Source organism: Lysinibacillus sp. PWR01, assembly GCF_043359455.1.
In the GTDB taxonomy this organism is placed as follows: Bacteria; Bacillota; Bacilli; order Bacillales_A; family Planococcaceae; genus Lysinibacillus; species Lysinibacillus fusiformis_F.
Genome location: NZ_JBHERJ010000060.1, coordinates 1 through 16,372 on the forward strand (window position 1 = coordinate 1; position 16,372 = coordinate 16,372).

10 protein-coding genes and 1 pseudogene are annotated in these 16,372 nt (G+C 30.6%); 7 read left to right on the forward strand and 4 right to left on the reverse strand.

Features of this window, described 5'->3' with window-relative positions; all coding sequences use genetic code 11:
* Window positions 1–141: 141 nt before the first annotated feature.
* Window positions 142–1,764 (reverse strand): annotated as a pseudogene (gene topB / locus ACEVFT_RS12230) (DNA topoisomerase III); the annotation flags it as partial.
* Between the two features lie 103 nt (window positions 1,765–1,867).
* On the opposite strand from topB, the gene ACEVFT_RS12235 reads away from it, so the two are divergent.
* Genes ACEVFT_RS12235 through ACEVFT_RS12250 form a run of 4 tightly spaced genes read left to right on the forward strand, consistent with a single transcriptional unit; the run spans window position 1,868 to window position 9,311 of the window.
* On the forward strand, window positions 1,868–3,091 hold the full coding sequence (locus ACEVFT_RS12235) for a site-specific integrase (protein ID WP_393950040.1): 1,224 nt from the start codon (window positions 1,868–1,870) through the stop codon (window positions 3,089–3,091).
* A gap of 5 nt (window positions 3,092–3,096) precedes the next feature.
* Window positions 3,097–6,966: a hypothetical protein gene (locus ACEVFT_RS12240; RefSeq protein ID WP_393950042.1), complete on the forward strand. Its 3,870-nt coding sequence runs from the start codon at window positions 3,097–3,099 to the stop codon at window positions 6,964–6,966.
* The gene (locus ACEVFT_RS12245; protein WP_393950044.1) at window positions 6,956–8,623 is read left to right on the forward strand and encodes a site-specific integrase; all 1,668 of its coding nucleotides are present in this window, start codon (window positions 6,956–6,958) and stop codon (window positions 8,621–8,623) included. The genes ACEVFT_RS12240 and ACEVFT_RS12245 overlap by 11 nt, the downstream gene beginning before the upstream one ends.
* Entirely contained in the window at window positions 8,607–9,311 is a 705-nt protein-coding gene (locus ACEVFT_RS12250; protein WP_393950046.1) for a hypothetical protein, read from the forward strand. Before ACEVFT_RS12245 ends, ACEVFT_RS12250 begins: the two co-directional genes overlap by 17 nt.
* A gap of 109 nt (window positions 9,312–9,420) precedes the next feature.
* Here the strand turns inward: ACEVFT_RS12250 and ACEVFT_RS12255 are convergent, their stop codons facing one another.
* Window positions 9,421–10,911 carry a DNA/RNA helicase domain-containing protein gene (locus ACEVFT_RS12255; RefSeq protein WP_393950048.1) on the reverse strand — a complete coding sequence of 497 codons (1,491 nt, stop codon included), beginning with the start codon at window positions 10,909–10,911 and terminating at the stop codon, window positions 9,421–9,423.
* Between the two features lie 132 nt (window positions 10,912–11,043).
* Between ACEVFT_RS12255 and ACEVFT_RS12260 the strand changes: the two genes are divergently transcribed.
* The gene (locus ACEVFT_RS12260; RefSeq protein WP_393950049.1) at window positions 11,044–13,236 is read left to right on the forward strand and encodes a DNA topoisomerase III; all 2,193 of its coding nucleotides are present in this window, start codon (window positions 11,044–11,046) and stop codon (window positions 13,234–13,236) included.
* A gap of 701 nt (window positions 13,237–13,937) precedes the next feature.
* Here the strand turns inward: ACEVFT_RS12260 and ACEVFT_RS12265 are convergent.
* Window positions 13,938–14,198 carry a hypothetical protein gene (locus ACEVFT_RS12265; protein ID WP_393950051.1) on the reverse strand — a complete coding sequence of 87 codons (261 nt, stop codon included), beginning with the start codon at window positions 14,196–14,198 and terminating at the stop codon, window positions 13,938–13,940.
* 431 nt (window positions 14,199–14,629) lie between these two features.
* Between ACEVFT_RS12265 and ACEVFT_RS12270 the strand changes: the two genes are divergently transcribed.
* Window positions 14,630–15,049, forward strand: a complete 420-nt coding sequence (locus ACEVFT_RS12270; RefSeq protein ID WP_393950053.1) for a hypothetical protein — start codon at window positions 14,630–14,632, stop codon at window positions 15,047–15,049.
* A 30-nt stretch (window positions 15,050–15,079) separates the two neighbouring features.
* Window positions 15,080–15,352 carry a helix-turn-helix domain-containing protein gene (locus ACEVFT_RS12275; protein WP_393950055.1) on the forward strand — a complete coding sequence of 91 codons (273 nt, stop codon included), beginning with the start codon at window positions 15,080–15,082 and terminating at the stop codon, window positions 15,350–15,352.
* A gap of 276 nt (window positions 15,353–15,628) precedes the next feature.
* Here ACEVFT_RS12275 and ACEVFT_RS12280 read toward each other — a convergent pair whose 3' ends face one another.
* On the reverse strand, window positions 15,629–16,312 hold the full coding sequence (locus tag ACEVFT_RS12280) for a DUF554 domain-containing protein (protein WP_393950057.1): 684 nt from the start codon (window positions 16,310–16,312) through the stop codon (window positions 15,629–15,631).
* Window positions 16,313–16,372 lie beyond the last annotated feature (60 nt).

The following is a 16,372-nucleotide window of genomic DNA, read 5'->3' on the forward strand; positions in this document are numbered from 1 at the left end:
GCGATTCGGCGTTCGCCCACAGGAAAGCAAGTAGCATGCAACGGAAATTCATTTTCACTTTTCACAAAAATTCTATTGATTGTTTGTTTTTCAACACTATGAAGAGCAAATTCACTCTAAATGTGAATTTGCTCTTTTCGTTTAATCGAACTTTAACCCCTTTAATGCTTCAGCAAGGGCATTGTTCACAGGCTCCTCGTTGTTTTGTTGCTTTAAGTACTTTTGTACAGAGCGCTTGTCGACCTTGCCTCCGCCATCTTTTTTACGTCTTGCTTCAAAGGCTGATAATTTTTCGCGATAGCCACATTTACAAACGAAAATTTGACCATCGCCTTCTCCACGAAGCTCTAATTTTTTATGACATTGTGGACAACGTGCATTTGTAGTGCGTGAGACATTTTTACGATGCCCACATTCGCGATCTTGGCAGACAAGCATTTTTCCTTTCTTGCCATTCACTTCAAGCATCGGTTTTCCGCAATCAGGACATGATTTGGTAGAGATATTATCATGCTTATACTTTTTGTCACTACCCTTAATCTCTGTAACAATTTCCTTTGTGTAATTTTTCATCTCGCTAATAAATATATCTTTTTTTAGCTTGCCCTTTGCAATAAGCTCAAGCTTTTGCTCCCAATCTGCTGTCAGGGCAGGGGATTTTAATTCTTCTGGCACTAGGTCGAGTAGTTGACGACCTTTAGAGGTAATATATATATCTTTGCCACCACGCTTTTCTATTAAGAAGGAATTGAAAAGCTTTTCAATAATATCTGCACGTGTTGCGACTGTACCAAGACCACCTGTAGATTTTAATGTGTCGGCTAATTTTTTATCATTCGTAGCCATATATTTTGTTGGGTTTTCCATTGCTGATAAAAGAGTAGCTTCGTTAAATCTAGCAGGTGGCTTTGTTTGACCAGAAGTTTGGGCAAGAAGCTTTACTTTTAACATATCGCCTTTATCAATGCGGGGCAGTATTTGCTCCTTGATGTCTTCAGCTGTGTCCTCATCATCAAAGCGATGCTCATAAACTTCCTTCCAGCCAGATGATAAAATCGTTTTTCCACGAGCAATAAAGCTTTCATCGCCAATTTTTGCACGAAGTGTGAGCTGTTCATATTCAAAAGCAGGCAGTAGCACAGCTAGGAAACGTTTTACAACAAGATCATAAATTTTACGTTCTTTATCAGAGAAAGCAGAATAATTTACATAGCCCTCTGTTGGAATAATCGCATGATGATCTGATACTTTACTATCATCGACAAAGGCCTTTGTTGGCTTGATTGGTTTAGTAAGCAGTTTATTAGCGATGGAGCGATATTCACCAATACCACATGCCTTTAAGCGTTCAGGCAGTGTGGCAACGATATCTTGAGAAATAAAGCGAGAATCCGTACGTGGATAAGTTAACACTTTATGTTGCTCATAGAGTTTTTGCATAATATTCAAGGTTTCTTTCGCTGAGTAGCCGAAGATTTTATTGGCATCACGCTGTAATTCTGTTAAATCATAAAGGCCAGGTGCAAATGATTTTTTAGGCTTCTTTTCAATGTCCGCAACAATAGCATTGCTATTTCCTATTTTTTTCACCAGTGTATCGATTTTTTCTTTATCAAAGCTACGACTATTACCATTCTTGTCTTGCCATGTAAGCTTTAAGTTGTCAGTTGTTTGCGCTTCAATACCATAATAAGTTTGTGCCTTAAAGTTTTTAATTTCATCTTCACGCGCAGCAATTATCGCTACTGTTGGTGTTTGTACTTGTATACTATAAAAGTGGCGAAAAAGTTATAATTAATTTGAATCTTGATATATATAGCTTTTTTTCGCTATTTTTAAATTTAATTTAGCGAAATGGGGAGAGAAATTGTTTGTAGTAAAACAGTATAAAACGAAAAGATTATATGATGGTAAATTTGAAAATGTAGTTGGGATTGGTTATAAGAATGAAAGTGGTACAGTCTTCCCTAGTCCGTTAACTCAATTTTTGATTAAGGAGTATAGAAACAAAGGTAATAGCTTAAATTCTCAAAGAAATGCTGCATATACTATTACAGCTTTTATGAATTTCATACATCTACAAGTATCTGAAGGTATGTACCCAGAATTATCTGATTTCGGATTAAAAGCACTAACACTTCAAATAGGTGCAGATTATATTACGTTCTTATCCATGCAAAATAAGGCAGGAGAACTTTCAAAAACTTATGTTTTAAATAAAATAGTTTACTTAAATAAATTTTATGTTTGGCTAAAAAAACAAAATATAATAGATGATAATTTTAAAATTGTAAGTAAACCAAAAACTTATAAAGGAAACAAAACAGAAGTAATTAACCTATTTGAAGATAATGATTTAGATATTATTTTTCCAACCAAAAGTACATATAAGCATTTACATTTGAAGGACTTTGGAATAGAAGGTAAAGAGCTAATACTTTTACTTTTACAAACTGCAAGAAGAGAAGACCCTATTATGACTTTAGGGATAGTCTTGCAAATCTTCTGTGGGTTAAGAAGGGCCGAAGTAGTTAATATGATGGAATTTGATTTTAAATGGTCTAGCAATAATTTGGTTATTAAAGTAAGAGACCATCAAGATATTTTATTCTCACATTTAACTGATACATCTGATGTAGAGGTTAAGACGCCTGGCGATCAAATATGTATTTTTACAGAAATTGTAGAGATGTATTATAAAGAACATATGAAGTTTTTAAAAAAATGTAAAAATAGAAAGCACAAGGGTTTATTTATAAACTTAAATACGGGTATAGCGATATCAGGGAAAAGTTTTGCAGAAAGATTTAATAAAATTAAAGTAAAGTTCTTAGAAGCACTTTTAGAAAAAAATGATATTAAAAATTATTACTTACTTACAAATAATAATTGGTCTACACATATAGGGAGAGGAATTTATACAAACTTACTGAGTAGCTTAGGTCTAACTCCTACACAAACCGCTTTATTGAGAAGAGATAAAAATATTCATTCTGCAGAAGCCTATCAAGAAATCTTTACTTTAACTCTTTCAATGAATGCAGCTATCAATAACTTTGATTTACTAAATCAATTTAAAATTAAGGAATGAGAAGTTTGGAGAAAAAATTAGTTTCCACGAATGAAATAGTTAAAAGAACCATTATAGAAAAAAGTGTACTCCTAAAAGCAATTAGAAATCATGATCTTTCTCCTACAAAAATAGTTAATGGTAATAAACCACTATATGATGCTAAGGCAATTGAAAACATCGTAGACGGTATATTAGAACGTTATCAATTCAATAAGTTGAATCGAATGACTAGACATGAATTTTTCGAACGTGGTGGAAATATTAGCTTACTAGAAAAAATCCCCTTGTTCAAAACTGATGATTTAGAAAGAGTAGCTGAATTTAAGGGATGTAGATACATATACGATAGGAACGCATGCGAGGAATACTTATATTTAAATTCTGCTAATCAAAATAAAGAACTTATAAATTTAAAAAATGCAGCAAAATTATTAGACATGGCTTCGTTTAAAATAGGTGTTGCATTAATAAAAGAAGTAGGCCTGAAGAGAGTATCTACTGAGAATAATAATAATATTTTTTTTCTAAAAAAAGATGTCCAAGAATTAAAAGAATCTGTAAAAAGGATTTCCTACAAAAACATTCAACTTTACTACACTCTATATGACTTAAGAGAAAAAGGACTAATAGAAGCAGAAATCAAATCTATCACTTGTGTTCCACTAACACTTATTGATAAAGTAAAACATTTTAAAAACTGTAGTGTAGGCTATTCGAAAAATGAAGCAGATGAATTATTAAAAAATAAGCTGGAAAAGGATACTAGGGATTGGGTTGTAAAAAACCATGTTTATAGTGTTCTAGGTCTAGCTTCCACTCATAAATTGGATTCTATTGTATCAAAGTACAATATTAGAGTAAAAAAAATCAATGCTTTTACTTATTTCTATAAGGATGATATAGAAAACCTAAAGAAAATCATGTTTGAAAAATATAGCTATCATCAAGAAAATTACTATACAAGAGAACAATCTATTTCATTAGGGGTTACAGAGCATGCTCTAAATAATCTAAATAAGAAGACGCTTAAGCCTATAGACAAAGTTTTCGAATATCAATTAGTTAAAGTACTTTATAGTAAAAAAGATATCGAAATCCTTTTAAAAGATAAAGAACAATATAATTCAAAAAGTTACTATTTATTAAAACAAATAGAAGATATTTTCCCTTTTGAGGGCAATGTACGTAGAATTTTAAAAGTGAATAGTATCTTACCAGTTATACATATTGGTAACAAAAATTTATGGTCTAAGACAGATATAGATCAATTTATAATTTATATTCAAAATCAAATTAATTATTTGGATGACAATTATCTTACTATTCATGAAGCGACAAATATCTTAGGAGTATCTAAATTAACTATAGATAAATATTTAATTAGAATGAAATCTACTGAAACCTTTTATAAGGTTCCACTTCAAATTAGGATTGGAAATTATTTATATGTTGACACTTTGATTTCTAAGAACTTAGTTCAAAACCTGGAGATTTATATCCAAAAAATTAAGAGTGAAGAAGAACTACTGGAAGAAACAAAAAAAGAAATTCAGCTACTGAAAGAACAAGAGCTACAAAGAGCTAAAGATCTAAGAGCTATTGAAAGAGAAGTAAAAAAAGATGTAGAAGTAAATAGCAATCTTGAATTGCAGATGTTTTGGGAGCAAAAAGAGAATATCACTTTGATTCAAAGATTAGATCAATTAGCTATCAATGTAGATAATTTAGAGTACCATTTACAATCTTATGATCCCTTAAACATTGAGAAATCTATTTTTATTGCAAAAAAAGATATAGATGCATTTTATAAAACAGGAAATTTCTTAGTTAATCACATCTCTCAAAATAATTTGCACATCCCGTTTCAAAGAAAATTCTTTTTCTTAAAATATGATGTAGAAGCATTTTTAATTGAAATAGAAAATAGTAAGAAATTATTTTTGGAAAATTTTTATACTCATTCAGAATACGTCGATTTAGGCGGAACACATCATGAACTTACTAAAGTCACTCCTCATGAATTACCTCAAATTTATAGATATGGAGTACATAAAAATACAATTAATGTTTATGCAAAAAAAGACTGTGATCAATTTTTAAATATTAGAGACTTTAATGTTAAAATTGATAGCTTTGTAGCTCAAATCACATACGATTTAAGATTAGATGAATTATATGAAAAATGTATTAATGAACTAAGTATATTCCCTCTTGATTATCCAAAAATTTGTAAGGACTCTTGGATAAGAAATGTAAAGAAAAAGTTAATGGCTTCTAGAGGTAGCATAAAAACAATAAGCAAAAAATTTAAATCTCTTATTATGACTACTAAATTATTATGTGAGACTATTAAATGCGAAATAACCGAGGTCTCGACTAAAATGCTAAATACATTTTTAGAAAATAATGATTATCCATTAAATTCTAGAACTGAAATCTATATATGGTTAAAGATTGTATCGAGGGAATATACAGTAAAATTTAATTATAAACGTCTAATTAACATTCATGAAAGAACACGCAAAGCTAACGAAGTTGAGTCAGTTAAAAATCCCTCATATACAAAAGACGAATTTTTGGCTCTATTAAAGTTTGTATCTAACGTAGACTTTCATAAACAAAGAACCTATGAAGAATTAGAATCAGTTAAAGATTATAGAAGAAAATATTACGCATATGAGTCTGTATGGCTTTATGTAATGTTACATTTGAATAATGGTTGGAGAAGTCAAAGTTTTGTTGAAACAATACCTAGAATTACATTACCAGATCATCTCAATACTTTCGAAAAATTCAAGTTAGTAAATTTAACAATTGAGGATGCTCAAAGAATAGTTTGGGAATTTACTTCTAAAATAGTGAACATTCAGCATTCTAAAAATGATAAAAAGAATTTTTTCTTTTGTTCGGAAGAAATGTTATATCCATTAGCCAATGCACTAATATTATGTGAGCTTAAATGTAGAGTAAATAAATTTAATACCAATAAATTAATATACCTAGATAAAGATGACCAGCTTTCTTATGTTCTCCATAGAGATTTTTTCAAAGATTTCCCTATTCCTAACTTTAAGTTTATCTCTTTAAGAGCTAATCATACTTTTATTAAGTATAGTAGTCTAATTTTTAACCAAACATTAAAAAATACCATGAGTATCTCTAGACTAATCCGGAACCACAGATCATATGACACTACTAATATTTATACAGATATCGATGATATACAGTTGAACCTAATTACTCACCAACTATTTAATATAAATTATTTTGGCTATAGCTATACAATTTTCAAAAAATACATCTCCAATGATACCAACTTTATAAAAAGTAAAGTTACAAACATAGATTACATAAAAGATATAAAAACACTATTTGGTGATGTTCATAAAATTGAACATTTAGCAATTCAAATAAATGTAATAGAGAAAAATTTCCACTCATTAATCGAGTATTTAAGTATTTTAAATTCCGATCAATTAAATGAGTTAGATTCGCTTTTGCAAATAGGCGCATTACCTGCTAAAGAATCTCATTTCCAATGTATTTTAGGAGACTGTATCTACGAAAATCAGAAAAAAGTAAGCTGCACCAAATGTCCTTTTGCTATCCCGCATTTTTATGCACTAACCAAAATAACTAAAGACAGTCTAGAATTAATGAAAAAATATAAATCTAAATCTTCAAATAGCTTTGGAGAAAAAGTTCATTTAGCTAATCTGATTTTTAAAAATCTAGTATTAATATCTGGGGCAAAAAAGATCTTTGGTGAAAAGATTTTAGCAGCATTTTTAGGGGTGGATTACTCTGAATTATTAAAAGAAATTAATGAATTAGAAGATATAAATCTCTACAAAACTGTAGATCAGGTTGGGGGTTATATTAATGTACAATAATATAGATTTATTATTAAACTATAGCGATTTTGAAAATGAACAAGAATTTAAGGATATTTTTCTTGAATTCTCTGACGAGGGATTAGTAACAAAATCTTTATATGAACAAAATATTTGGTGTTTAAGAGATGATTTTCAACATGAAAATAGAAATATTAACTTTTCAATAAGTGATTTAGTAATTAATCATAATCCAGATGTTATTGGCTATCTAAAAGCTTGGACAATTCAATCTTTAGAAGAAGGTTTTAGTGTATCTGGTATTCAAAGTAAGGTACATAATGTCATAAAAGCAATAAATCTAAGCCAATATTTTAATCCTCAATTATACGATAATTTTACCGATACCTATTTAAATTCAAATGATAGTTCAACTATATTGGCTGAAAGAGTTAGCGATTTATTATTATTTTTGGATTTTGTTGAGCTGGAAATACCTGATATGTATTTCGAATTGTTAATAGAATTAAATAGCCGATTAAAAAGAGAAAATAATATTCGAATATTACCTAATACAAAGGATATTTTAAAATTCTCCATGTGTGTAGAAGACTATTTTTCAAATTCAAAGGAATTAGAATATGATTTTTATGCGAAATATTATCCTATATACTTATGGTGGCGAATAACAAATATTATTCCAATGAGAATAGTTGAGTTTTGTAATATTCCCCATAAGTGTATAGAACAAAAAAATGATATGTACTACCTAGTATTTAAAAGAAGTAAAATAAAGGGACAAAGACAGAAGAAGATAGATAAGATCCCTATTCCAATTGGAATCGTTGAATTAATTGAGGATTACAAAGCAACCATAGGTGTTAAAAGTCCTTTTGAACAACTAATATTTTTTAGATCAACAGTTCATCAACCAAATTCAAATAAAATTGTTAAAAAGAAAACACTCCAATCTCCTTTTAATCCATCTGATTTCAAAAGGTTATTATTAAGCTTCTACAATAGAATTGTAATTGACCATTATGGTTACAAAATTATTGAAGGTGATAATGACAATACAAGTATTATAGGGAATAAAATTATTAATAAGCGAGTATTACCGAATGATACCAGACATTTTGCCTTTTTAAACTTGATGCTTCAGGGGTATCATCCCTCTGAGATTGCACGCTTAGGAGGACATAAATCTATATATTCTCAGTATTCATATCATAATCATATTGAACACTGGGTAGATTCTGATATAGCTTCACTTATTCTTGCACAAAATAGTGTATACAATAAAATGACATCGTTTTTTACAAATGAATTAGTTTTGAGGAAAATAATTAATTTATTTGAAAATAGTAATGGGGTAAAAATAAAGTTAGATATAGGTTACTGTATAGATCCTGAACAAAATTGCATGGTAGATGATCATTTTTCTTGTAACTCTTGGCGAATAGATCACCAAGAATATCTACAACATCAAGATACTTTAGAAAAAACATTAAATACTAATGTAAGCGTATTTGATACATTGATTAACAAATTATTCGACCTACATAAAACGTCATTATTAAATAATAAAAGTGATTTATATAGTAAAAATAATCCGTTATTTAATATAAAACTAAGTGAATATGCTAATTCGGTTAAACAAGCTATCGAAAATATTAATCATATTAAAGGAGTGATTGCGTTTGGGAAGGAAAGTTGAAGAAGTACCTGAAAGCATTCTCGAAAGCCTTTTTCAAAATTACTTAGCAGAATATCCTACTTTACTAAAAATTAAAGCTATAGATATTTTTAGGTATGCAAATGCAGCTAACATTGAAGGGGATTTTTATTGGCCACCTAGTTATGAATACTGGGTAAAAAAAGGGCGACGGGGTAGACAAGTTTTAGATGAAATAAATATAAAATTAAACTCTTTCAAAATCAATGAGGCGAAAGAATATACTGTTATTTCTACTAAGGATGCCTTTGAAGAATACAGAGAAACATTAGTGAAAGACAAAAAAAAATTAATATCACTATTAAAAATTAATGAAGTTAATTTAGTTAAAGTTTCCGCATCATATATTGAATTAGAAGAAAAATATGAACATGCATTAAATACAATTGAAGAATTGAATAAAAAGATAACTATATTAACTGAAAAAAATAAAGAATATGAGCAAGCAATATTTAGATTAATGGATATTTCAAGTAATAAGGAAATCCAAACGATTACTGATTTTATTACTACTAATAATAATCGTTCAAAATTTGTTGCTGACCTATTTGCTGATATATTTAAAGATGCAAATAGTAAATTTAAAAGCGAAAAACCAAAAATTCAGGATAATATAATTCGTATAAATGAAATAAAGAAAAACAACCTAATCGAAGAATTAGATCTTTAATTAGGAGGATTAAGAATACTATTTTTATGCTAATAATCTATGTTTCACCAAAATATAGGAGTATTCTAGAAAATATTTATTCTAGGATACTCCTTTAATGAAAACAGCCTTAATTTTTCTTTAATATTTTTAAGCAATATTTATAAATCTCTTTATTCCCGATTATAACTAACTTAATTTTTAATCTTGCACGTGTAAGAATTTGATAAAGCATCTTATCTAAATTATAGCCAGGAGATTTGGGAATAGGTCTAGTTTCTAACATTGAATGTTGATTATAAAAAAAAGTATTATCAATTACACCGACAATCTTATCGAACTCTTGTCCTATAATTTTATGAGCATTTTCATTAAAATTGAATTGATATTTTTCGTAAACTAATTCATCGTAAAAGGAACCTGTATAGTTAAAAACTTCCCAATCTTGATGAATTAAAAATTTAATATGGCTTTTTGCCAGTTCAATATTATTAAAATAAATTAATTCTACGTTAGGGTACATCATATTTTGATTATATTTCTTTTTATCGAAAAGGTTATTAATAAAGCTAGATAACTCTTCGTTAATCCTAATACTATTTGTCAAAGTAAATACTTCAGCATGTAATTCATTTTCGATTACATCTGGTATATTTCTTTTAAATTCAGCATCTGAAAAACATTGATTTTTGTCATAAGAAAAAATACATAGTTTTTTATTTTTTTTAATTTTTTCAATTAACAAATCAAATTGATCCCGTCTATTCCTTTGACATTCATCAAAGATTATAACGTCATAATATTTAACTTCACTAATAAACGAATCAAATTCTGAAATACCTTTAATATTCCAGTTATATAACCCGTTCAATCTTCGTTGACCCCTATTTAAATCACCACAATGAATTATAAGTACGTTTTTTCCATTATCTTTAAAAGTAGAAGCAATATCATAGGTTAAAAGCGTTTTACCTGTTCCTGGACCTCCTGTAATACTTATAAAAACATGGTCAGTTTCTTTCTCATATTTGTATAAAATCTTAGTTTTAAATTCAGTTTGGCGCTCTGTTAAAATATACTCTTTATTAATAAATTTTTTGTAAGAATTAAAAGGTGAAACTAAAAAATTCTTTGGTGAAAATAATTCCATAAGGTTTACTTTCTTGAAATTTATTTGCTCCCTTAAGTTTTCAATTACTTTATCAATTGAAGTTAACACAAAATTGTCTTCATCGTCTATAAAGTAGAATTGTTTTTCATCAGCGACAAAAGTAAAGCAGTATGTAGGCATTTCTAAGAAGTTCAAATAAAACTTATGTTCAAGTAACTGCTTTCTTGCTTTTTCAGTCTTTAATGTACGTTTTAATTCAATGTTAACTATACTTTCGTTACTAATTCTTAATAAATCAAATTCACAATTAATTTGTGGAATCTTAAAATCCACATAGAAATACTCTAAATTATAATATTTTACTTCAAAAAAACTCTTAACTAATTCAATTAAATCATTTAGTTCACTTTCTTTAAGTGATACCCCAAATAAATCTGCTGTTACTTGGTATATATCTTCTTCAAACGTATTTCTTACACTTAAAAGTGAATATAAATTAACTGGTTGCATATAATAGCTCCTTTTAATAATTAGAATATTTCCATAAATATTACCTTTATTATATAAAATTTCGCATTGATAGTAAGATGGTTTATTTATGCTATATTTAAGAGCAAAGGTATTAATGAAAGGAAGTTAGAAATGACTAAAAGTTTAGTATTAGCAGAAAAGCCTTCAGTAGCGCGTGACATTGCGAACGTACTGAAGTGTCATAAAAAAGGAAACGGCTTCTTAGAAGGCGACAAATACATCGTTACTTGGGCATTAGGTCACTTAGTAACACTTGCAGATCCCGAGAGCTACGACGTAAAATATAAAAAGTGGAATTTGGAAGATTTACCAATGCTACCAGATCGTTTAAAGTTAACAACAATTAAGCAAACAAGTAAACAATATAATGCAGTGAAATCACAGCTGACGCGTAATGATGTAACTGAAATTATTATTGCAACGGATGCAGGCCGTGAAGGTGAATTAGTAGCACGTTGGATTATCGAACGTGCAAAAGTAAATAAACCGATTAAACGTTTATGGATTTCATCAGTAACAGACAAAGCAATTAAAGATGGTTTCGCAAATTTAAAACCTGGTAAAGCATATGAAAATCTTTATCATGCAGCCGTAGCTCGAAGCGAAGCCGACTGGTACTTAGGACTAAATTCAAGTAGAGCGCTATCTACAAAATTTAATGCTCAATTAAATACGGGTAGAGTTCAGACTCCCGTTGTCGCAATGGTAGCAGCGCGTGAAGATGAAATTAAAAACTTTAAAGCTCAAACATACTATGGTATTGAAGCTAAAACACCAGATTTAAAGTTAACTTGGCAAGATGCAAACGGGAATTCACGCAGCTTCACAAAAGACAAAGTCGACGCTATTGTAAACAAACTAGATAAGCAAGACGCGAAAGTAATCGACATTGAACGTAAGCCTAAAAAGACGTTCTCACCAGGTCTTTACGATTTAACGGAGCTACAACGTGATGCCAATAAACTGTTTGGCTATTCTGCAAAAGAAACGCTAAATATTATGCAAAAACTGTACGAATCACATAAAGTTTTAACGTACCCTCGTACAGATTCACGTTATTTATCATCAGATATCGTTAGCACCCTTCCAGAGCGCTTAAAAGCATGCGCTATTGGTGAATATCGCACTTTAGCTAACAGAGTATTAGCAAAGCCTATTAAAACCTCTAAAGCGTTTGTAGACGATTCTAAAGTGTCAGATCACCATGCGATTATTCCAACAGAGGAATACGTGAATTTCTCAGCGTTTACCGATAAAGAACGTAAAATTTATGACTTAGTTGTAAAACGCTTCTTAGCTGTTCTATTCCCTGCCTATGAATATGAGCAATTAATGGTACAAGCGAAAATTGGTACTGAAAAATTCATTGCTCGTGGGAAAACCGTGATTACAGCTGGTTGGAAAGAAGTTTACTCAAACCGTTTTGATGATGAAGAATCAACAGACGGTGTAAAAGAGCAGCTCTTACCACGTCTTGAAAAAGGCCAAGTATTGAAAGTTACATTACTTACTCAAACGTCAGGTCAAACAAAGCCACCTGCACGCTTCACAGAGGCGACATTGCTTTCGGCCATGGAAAACCCTACGAAGTACATGAACACGCAAAATAAGCAGCTTGCAGACACATTAAAAACGACTGGCGGCTTAGGTACAGTTGCAACACGTGCCGATATAATTGATAAGCTATTTAATTCATTCCTAATAGAAAAACGTGGCAAAGACATCCATATCACATCAAAAGGACGTCAGTTACTTGATTTAGTACCAAATGAGTTAAAATCACCTGAAACAACGGCACAATGGGAGCAAAAACTAGAACAAATCGCCAAAGGTAAGCTGAAAAAAGAATCGTTCATTAACGAAATGAAACAGCATACAAAAGAAATCGTTGCAGACATTAAAAACAGCGATAAGAAATTCAAACACGATAACATTTCAACGAAATCTTGTCCAGAATGTGGGAAGCCGATGCTTGAAGTGAACGGTAAAAATGGCAAAATGCTCGTTTGTCAGGATCGTGAATGTGGGGCACGTAAAACCGTCTCGCGTGTAACAAATGCACGTTGTCCACAATGTAAAAAGAAATTAGAACTACGTGGTGAGGGAAACGGCCAAATTTTTGTATGTAAATGTGGTCACCGTGAAAAATTATCTGCATTTGAAGCACGTCGTAAAAAAGAAGGTGGTGGCAAAGTAGATAAGCGCAGCGTTCAAAAGTTTATGAGAGAACAACAAAAAGAAGCAGAGCCAATTAATAATGCATTTGCGGATTTATTAAAAGGTTTAAAATTTGATAAAGAATGAACATGGATTAATTCCCCAGTAAATCTAATTATATAAATATCTAAAAGAAGAGGCTAGGACAAAAGTGTTTCAGCCCAAAAAAACCGAACTATCCGCTGAAACGCTCACAAAGTGTTTCGGAATATGTTTTGTTAATTTAGAGATTATTCGGCTTTATGAAGGTTCCAGTTAGTTAATGTCCCAGCCTCTTTTTCTTATTCATCATAGAGAATATTGTAATAATGTTATCTAAGTATATTCTCTGTTATTTAAGTATATGTTAAACTATAGCCTTCTATTTAGTGTAATTACAGGTTAATGATATACATAAATAATTCAACTCCAATTTACACCTTTCTTAATGTAGCTTTGAAATAAAGTTTGAGCAAAACACCTCATAAATCATTATTTTACGATTAATAAGAAGAACCCATTTTGAAAAAGATTGTTCAAAATGGATTCTTCTTTTGAGTTTTTAAGTTTGGATTTTATAAAAAAGTTTGATCATTTTCTACCTACATTACTCCATAAACTGCCCAATTGTTGAAGATAGTTAATAAATTTCACTTCTGCTGAAATTACTTCAAGATGTTGCATATGACTTTAACTAATCATCTGGATTTTCTTTAAGAACCAAGGGAATATTAGCTTCAAAACAAAACTTAACTGTAGTACTGGGGATGGGAAACCTTCTGGTACAAACACTAATTCTTCTGTAAATCTTATGTAAAATTCTCTATCTGAATAGTATTCATTTCATTAAAGATAGAGTCTGTACACAATTCTCCTTCTAGTACTCTTCCAACAAAATGGTAGTCTTCTGTGTAAATATGTGTCCCAGTTTCCTTGGAATGGAATTCTGAAAGATGGGCTGGGTTTGCAGGAAGAATTCCTAAAGTATTGAACATAAATGACATGTCTGATACAACATCCATCCCGCCTGCAACCGATATCCCTGATACAAAATCGCTTTCTTCCCACATTCAACCCACGTGAGGTTTCTACACAACTCAGCATTCCAGATACCATTACAACCTCAAACTGCTGGCTAAATTGTGCAGAAACACAGGATAAATCACTGACTATACATGTATTTTTGAAGAAAACTAATTTACAATGAATAGTAATCAGTTTTTAAGGGGAGAATGAACGTGCCAACATACACAATAAAAACTATGCTAAATCGTTACTATAAAGATGTAGTAAAGACATATCTTGATAATATGAAAAATTCTACAGATATGAGAGAGTTAAATAAACACTTAATGTTAAAAGTCCTTTTTGATTTAGCTTCAGAAGTGCATTATTCAAATTTCACACGGTTGAAGGGTATAAAGACCGAATTGCAGTGTATTACTTTCTAGAAGATCAAGTTTACACTCCAGGAATGGATGTTAATAAATTAAAGAGCCAGTTGGATTTTAAAGGTGAATACACTTATGTTAAATCCATGCTACAAAAGGGTAAAGATGGAAAGAACGAAGAGGTGGGGGTTTATGAACTTCGTTTTGATTACAAATTCCCAAAAGTCATGGGTAGTGGAGGTAATGTCATATATGAAGAAGAACACTGGTTTCCAAGGATTTTCTTTTTCCTTGCCGAAAAAAGTATAACAGTACCTTTAGAGCAAAATATTGCGAATTCCAGTATAAAAGAGTATTATTTGCTTACAGAGGTTTTCGAAAAGGATCCTGATGAACTTGGAGATGCCAAACAAACTGTACGTGATAGTGGTAAAATACAAACAAAAAATGCCATTGAGTCAGTAGCAATAGTCAAAAAATCTTTAAATAATGGATACAAACAATTTGTTAATTATTTTAATAAACTATAAGTAAGTTTACATTTGAAAGGTGTGATAATTATGGGATTAGACAGATTTTCATCTCCTTTAGCCGGTGAACATTTTAACTCAAGCAGTTACGAATTAGGTCTGAAGCTTAAAGCTACTCGTGTAAATAAACAGCTTTCTTTAGAAGAAGTTGCCCAAGCAACTGGTATTGAAAATATTGAGACGATTTTAACGATTGAAATCGGAGAATTTAAGCATCTAAAAGCTGAGCTATCTGATTTAGCTAAATATCTCGATGTGCCTTTACCAGAATGCTTTCGACCAGTACTCTTAGAAGCATATTAAAAAAGGGAGCTGTCCGAAAAGTCCTTCGGGACTATTCGTGACAGCTCCTTTTTAAATTTTTCAGTAAGGGGTAGCGTCAGGAAAATGCGGATTTACAACGTTAAGGAAATTTCAATATTAAAAAGCCTAATTTCTCAGCATAAAAATGAGAAATTAGGCTTTTCATTGCACCATTAAAGCGCCCTTTAGTGGAACAACTAAGATATGGTCTCAGCCTAAAAATCAATCAATTGTTCTTCAACTAACAGTTTAATTAAGTAGAATATTTCACAAATACTATAAATGGGCTAAATGAATGATCAAAAATAAAATAGGAGAAATGATTAATGATGGCAGAAGATTTAAAGTGTTACATTTTTTAATGCCCAAAATACTTAAACCAGATGCTAATATCAATATAGCTCCTACAATAGTCACTTCATTTAGAAGGTCGTTATTTATGGAGTTCTCCAATAAAAGAGCAATTAAATAAATGGAACCTTGCCATACAAATAACACAATTCCTGCAATCGCAATACCAATACCAAATGTGGATGCTAAAACAATCGAAGTAATTCCATCCAACATACCATTTGTAAGTAAATACGTATAATCTCCCTTTAATGCAGCCTCAACTGGACCCAATATAGATAACGTTCCAAAGCAAAATAATAATATAGCAGTCGATAACCCCTCAGCTAAATTTCCCTTAGAATATTTATTAACTAAGGCATTAAATTTTGATTCCAAATCAAGTCTTTGACCGAGTAATCCCCCTACAGCTAAACTTACAATAAAAAGTACCGGATATTTGCTGGAAGGTAAATGTTGAACTAGTGCATTTATTCCTAATCCCATAGCTACTAATCCCATAGCCTGCATTAGGATATTATGATACTCATCTTTTATCCCCTTTTTAAAGATACTTCCGACAATGCTCCCGACTATTATCATCATTGTATTAAATATTGTTCCAAACATAATGACTTCTCCTTTCAAATAATGCTCTTAACCAAAAATAAACCCTCCTGTAAGGGGAGG

What these genes read in the sequence shown, in the direction of transcription:
- ACEVFT_RS12245 (WP_393950044.1), top strand. Translation starts at nt 6,956, where the DNA reads ATGTACAATAATATAGATTTATTATTAAACTATAGCGATTTTGAAAAT.
- ACEVFT_RS12255 (WP_393950048.1), bottom strand. Translation starts at nt 10,911, where the DNA reads ATGCAACCAGTTAATTTATATTCACTTTTAAGTGTAAGAAATACGTTT.
- ACEVFT_RS12260 (WP_393950049.1), top strand. Translation starts at nt 11,044, where the DNA reads ATGACTAAAAGTTTAGTATTAGCAGAAAAGCCTTCAGTAGCGCGTGAC.
- ACEVFT_RS12265 (WP_393950051.1), bottom strand. Translation starts at nt 14,198, where the DNA reads ATGTGGGAAGAAAGCGATTTTGTATCAGGGATATCGGTTGCAGGCGGG.
- ACEVFT_RS12275 (WP_393950055.1), top strand. Translation starts at nt 15,080, where the DNA reads ATGGGATTAGACAGATTTTCATCTCCTTTAGCCGGTGAACATTTTAAC.
- ACEVFT_RS12280 (WP_393950057.1), bottom strand. Translation starts at nt 16,312, where the DNA reads ATGTTTGGAACAATATTTAATACAATGATGATAATAGTCGGGAGCATT.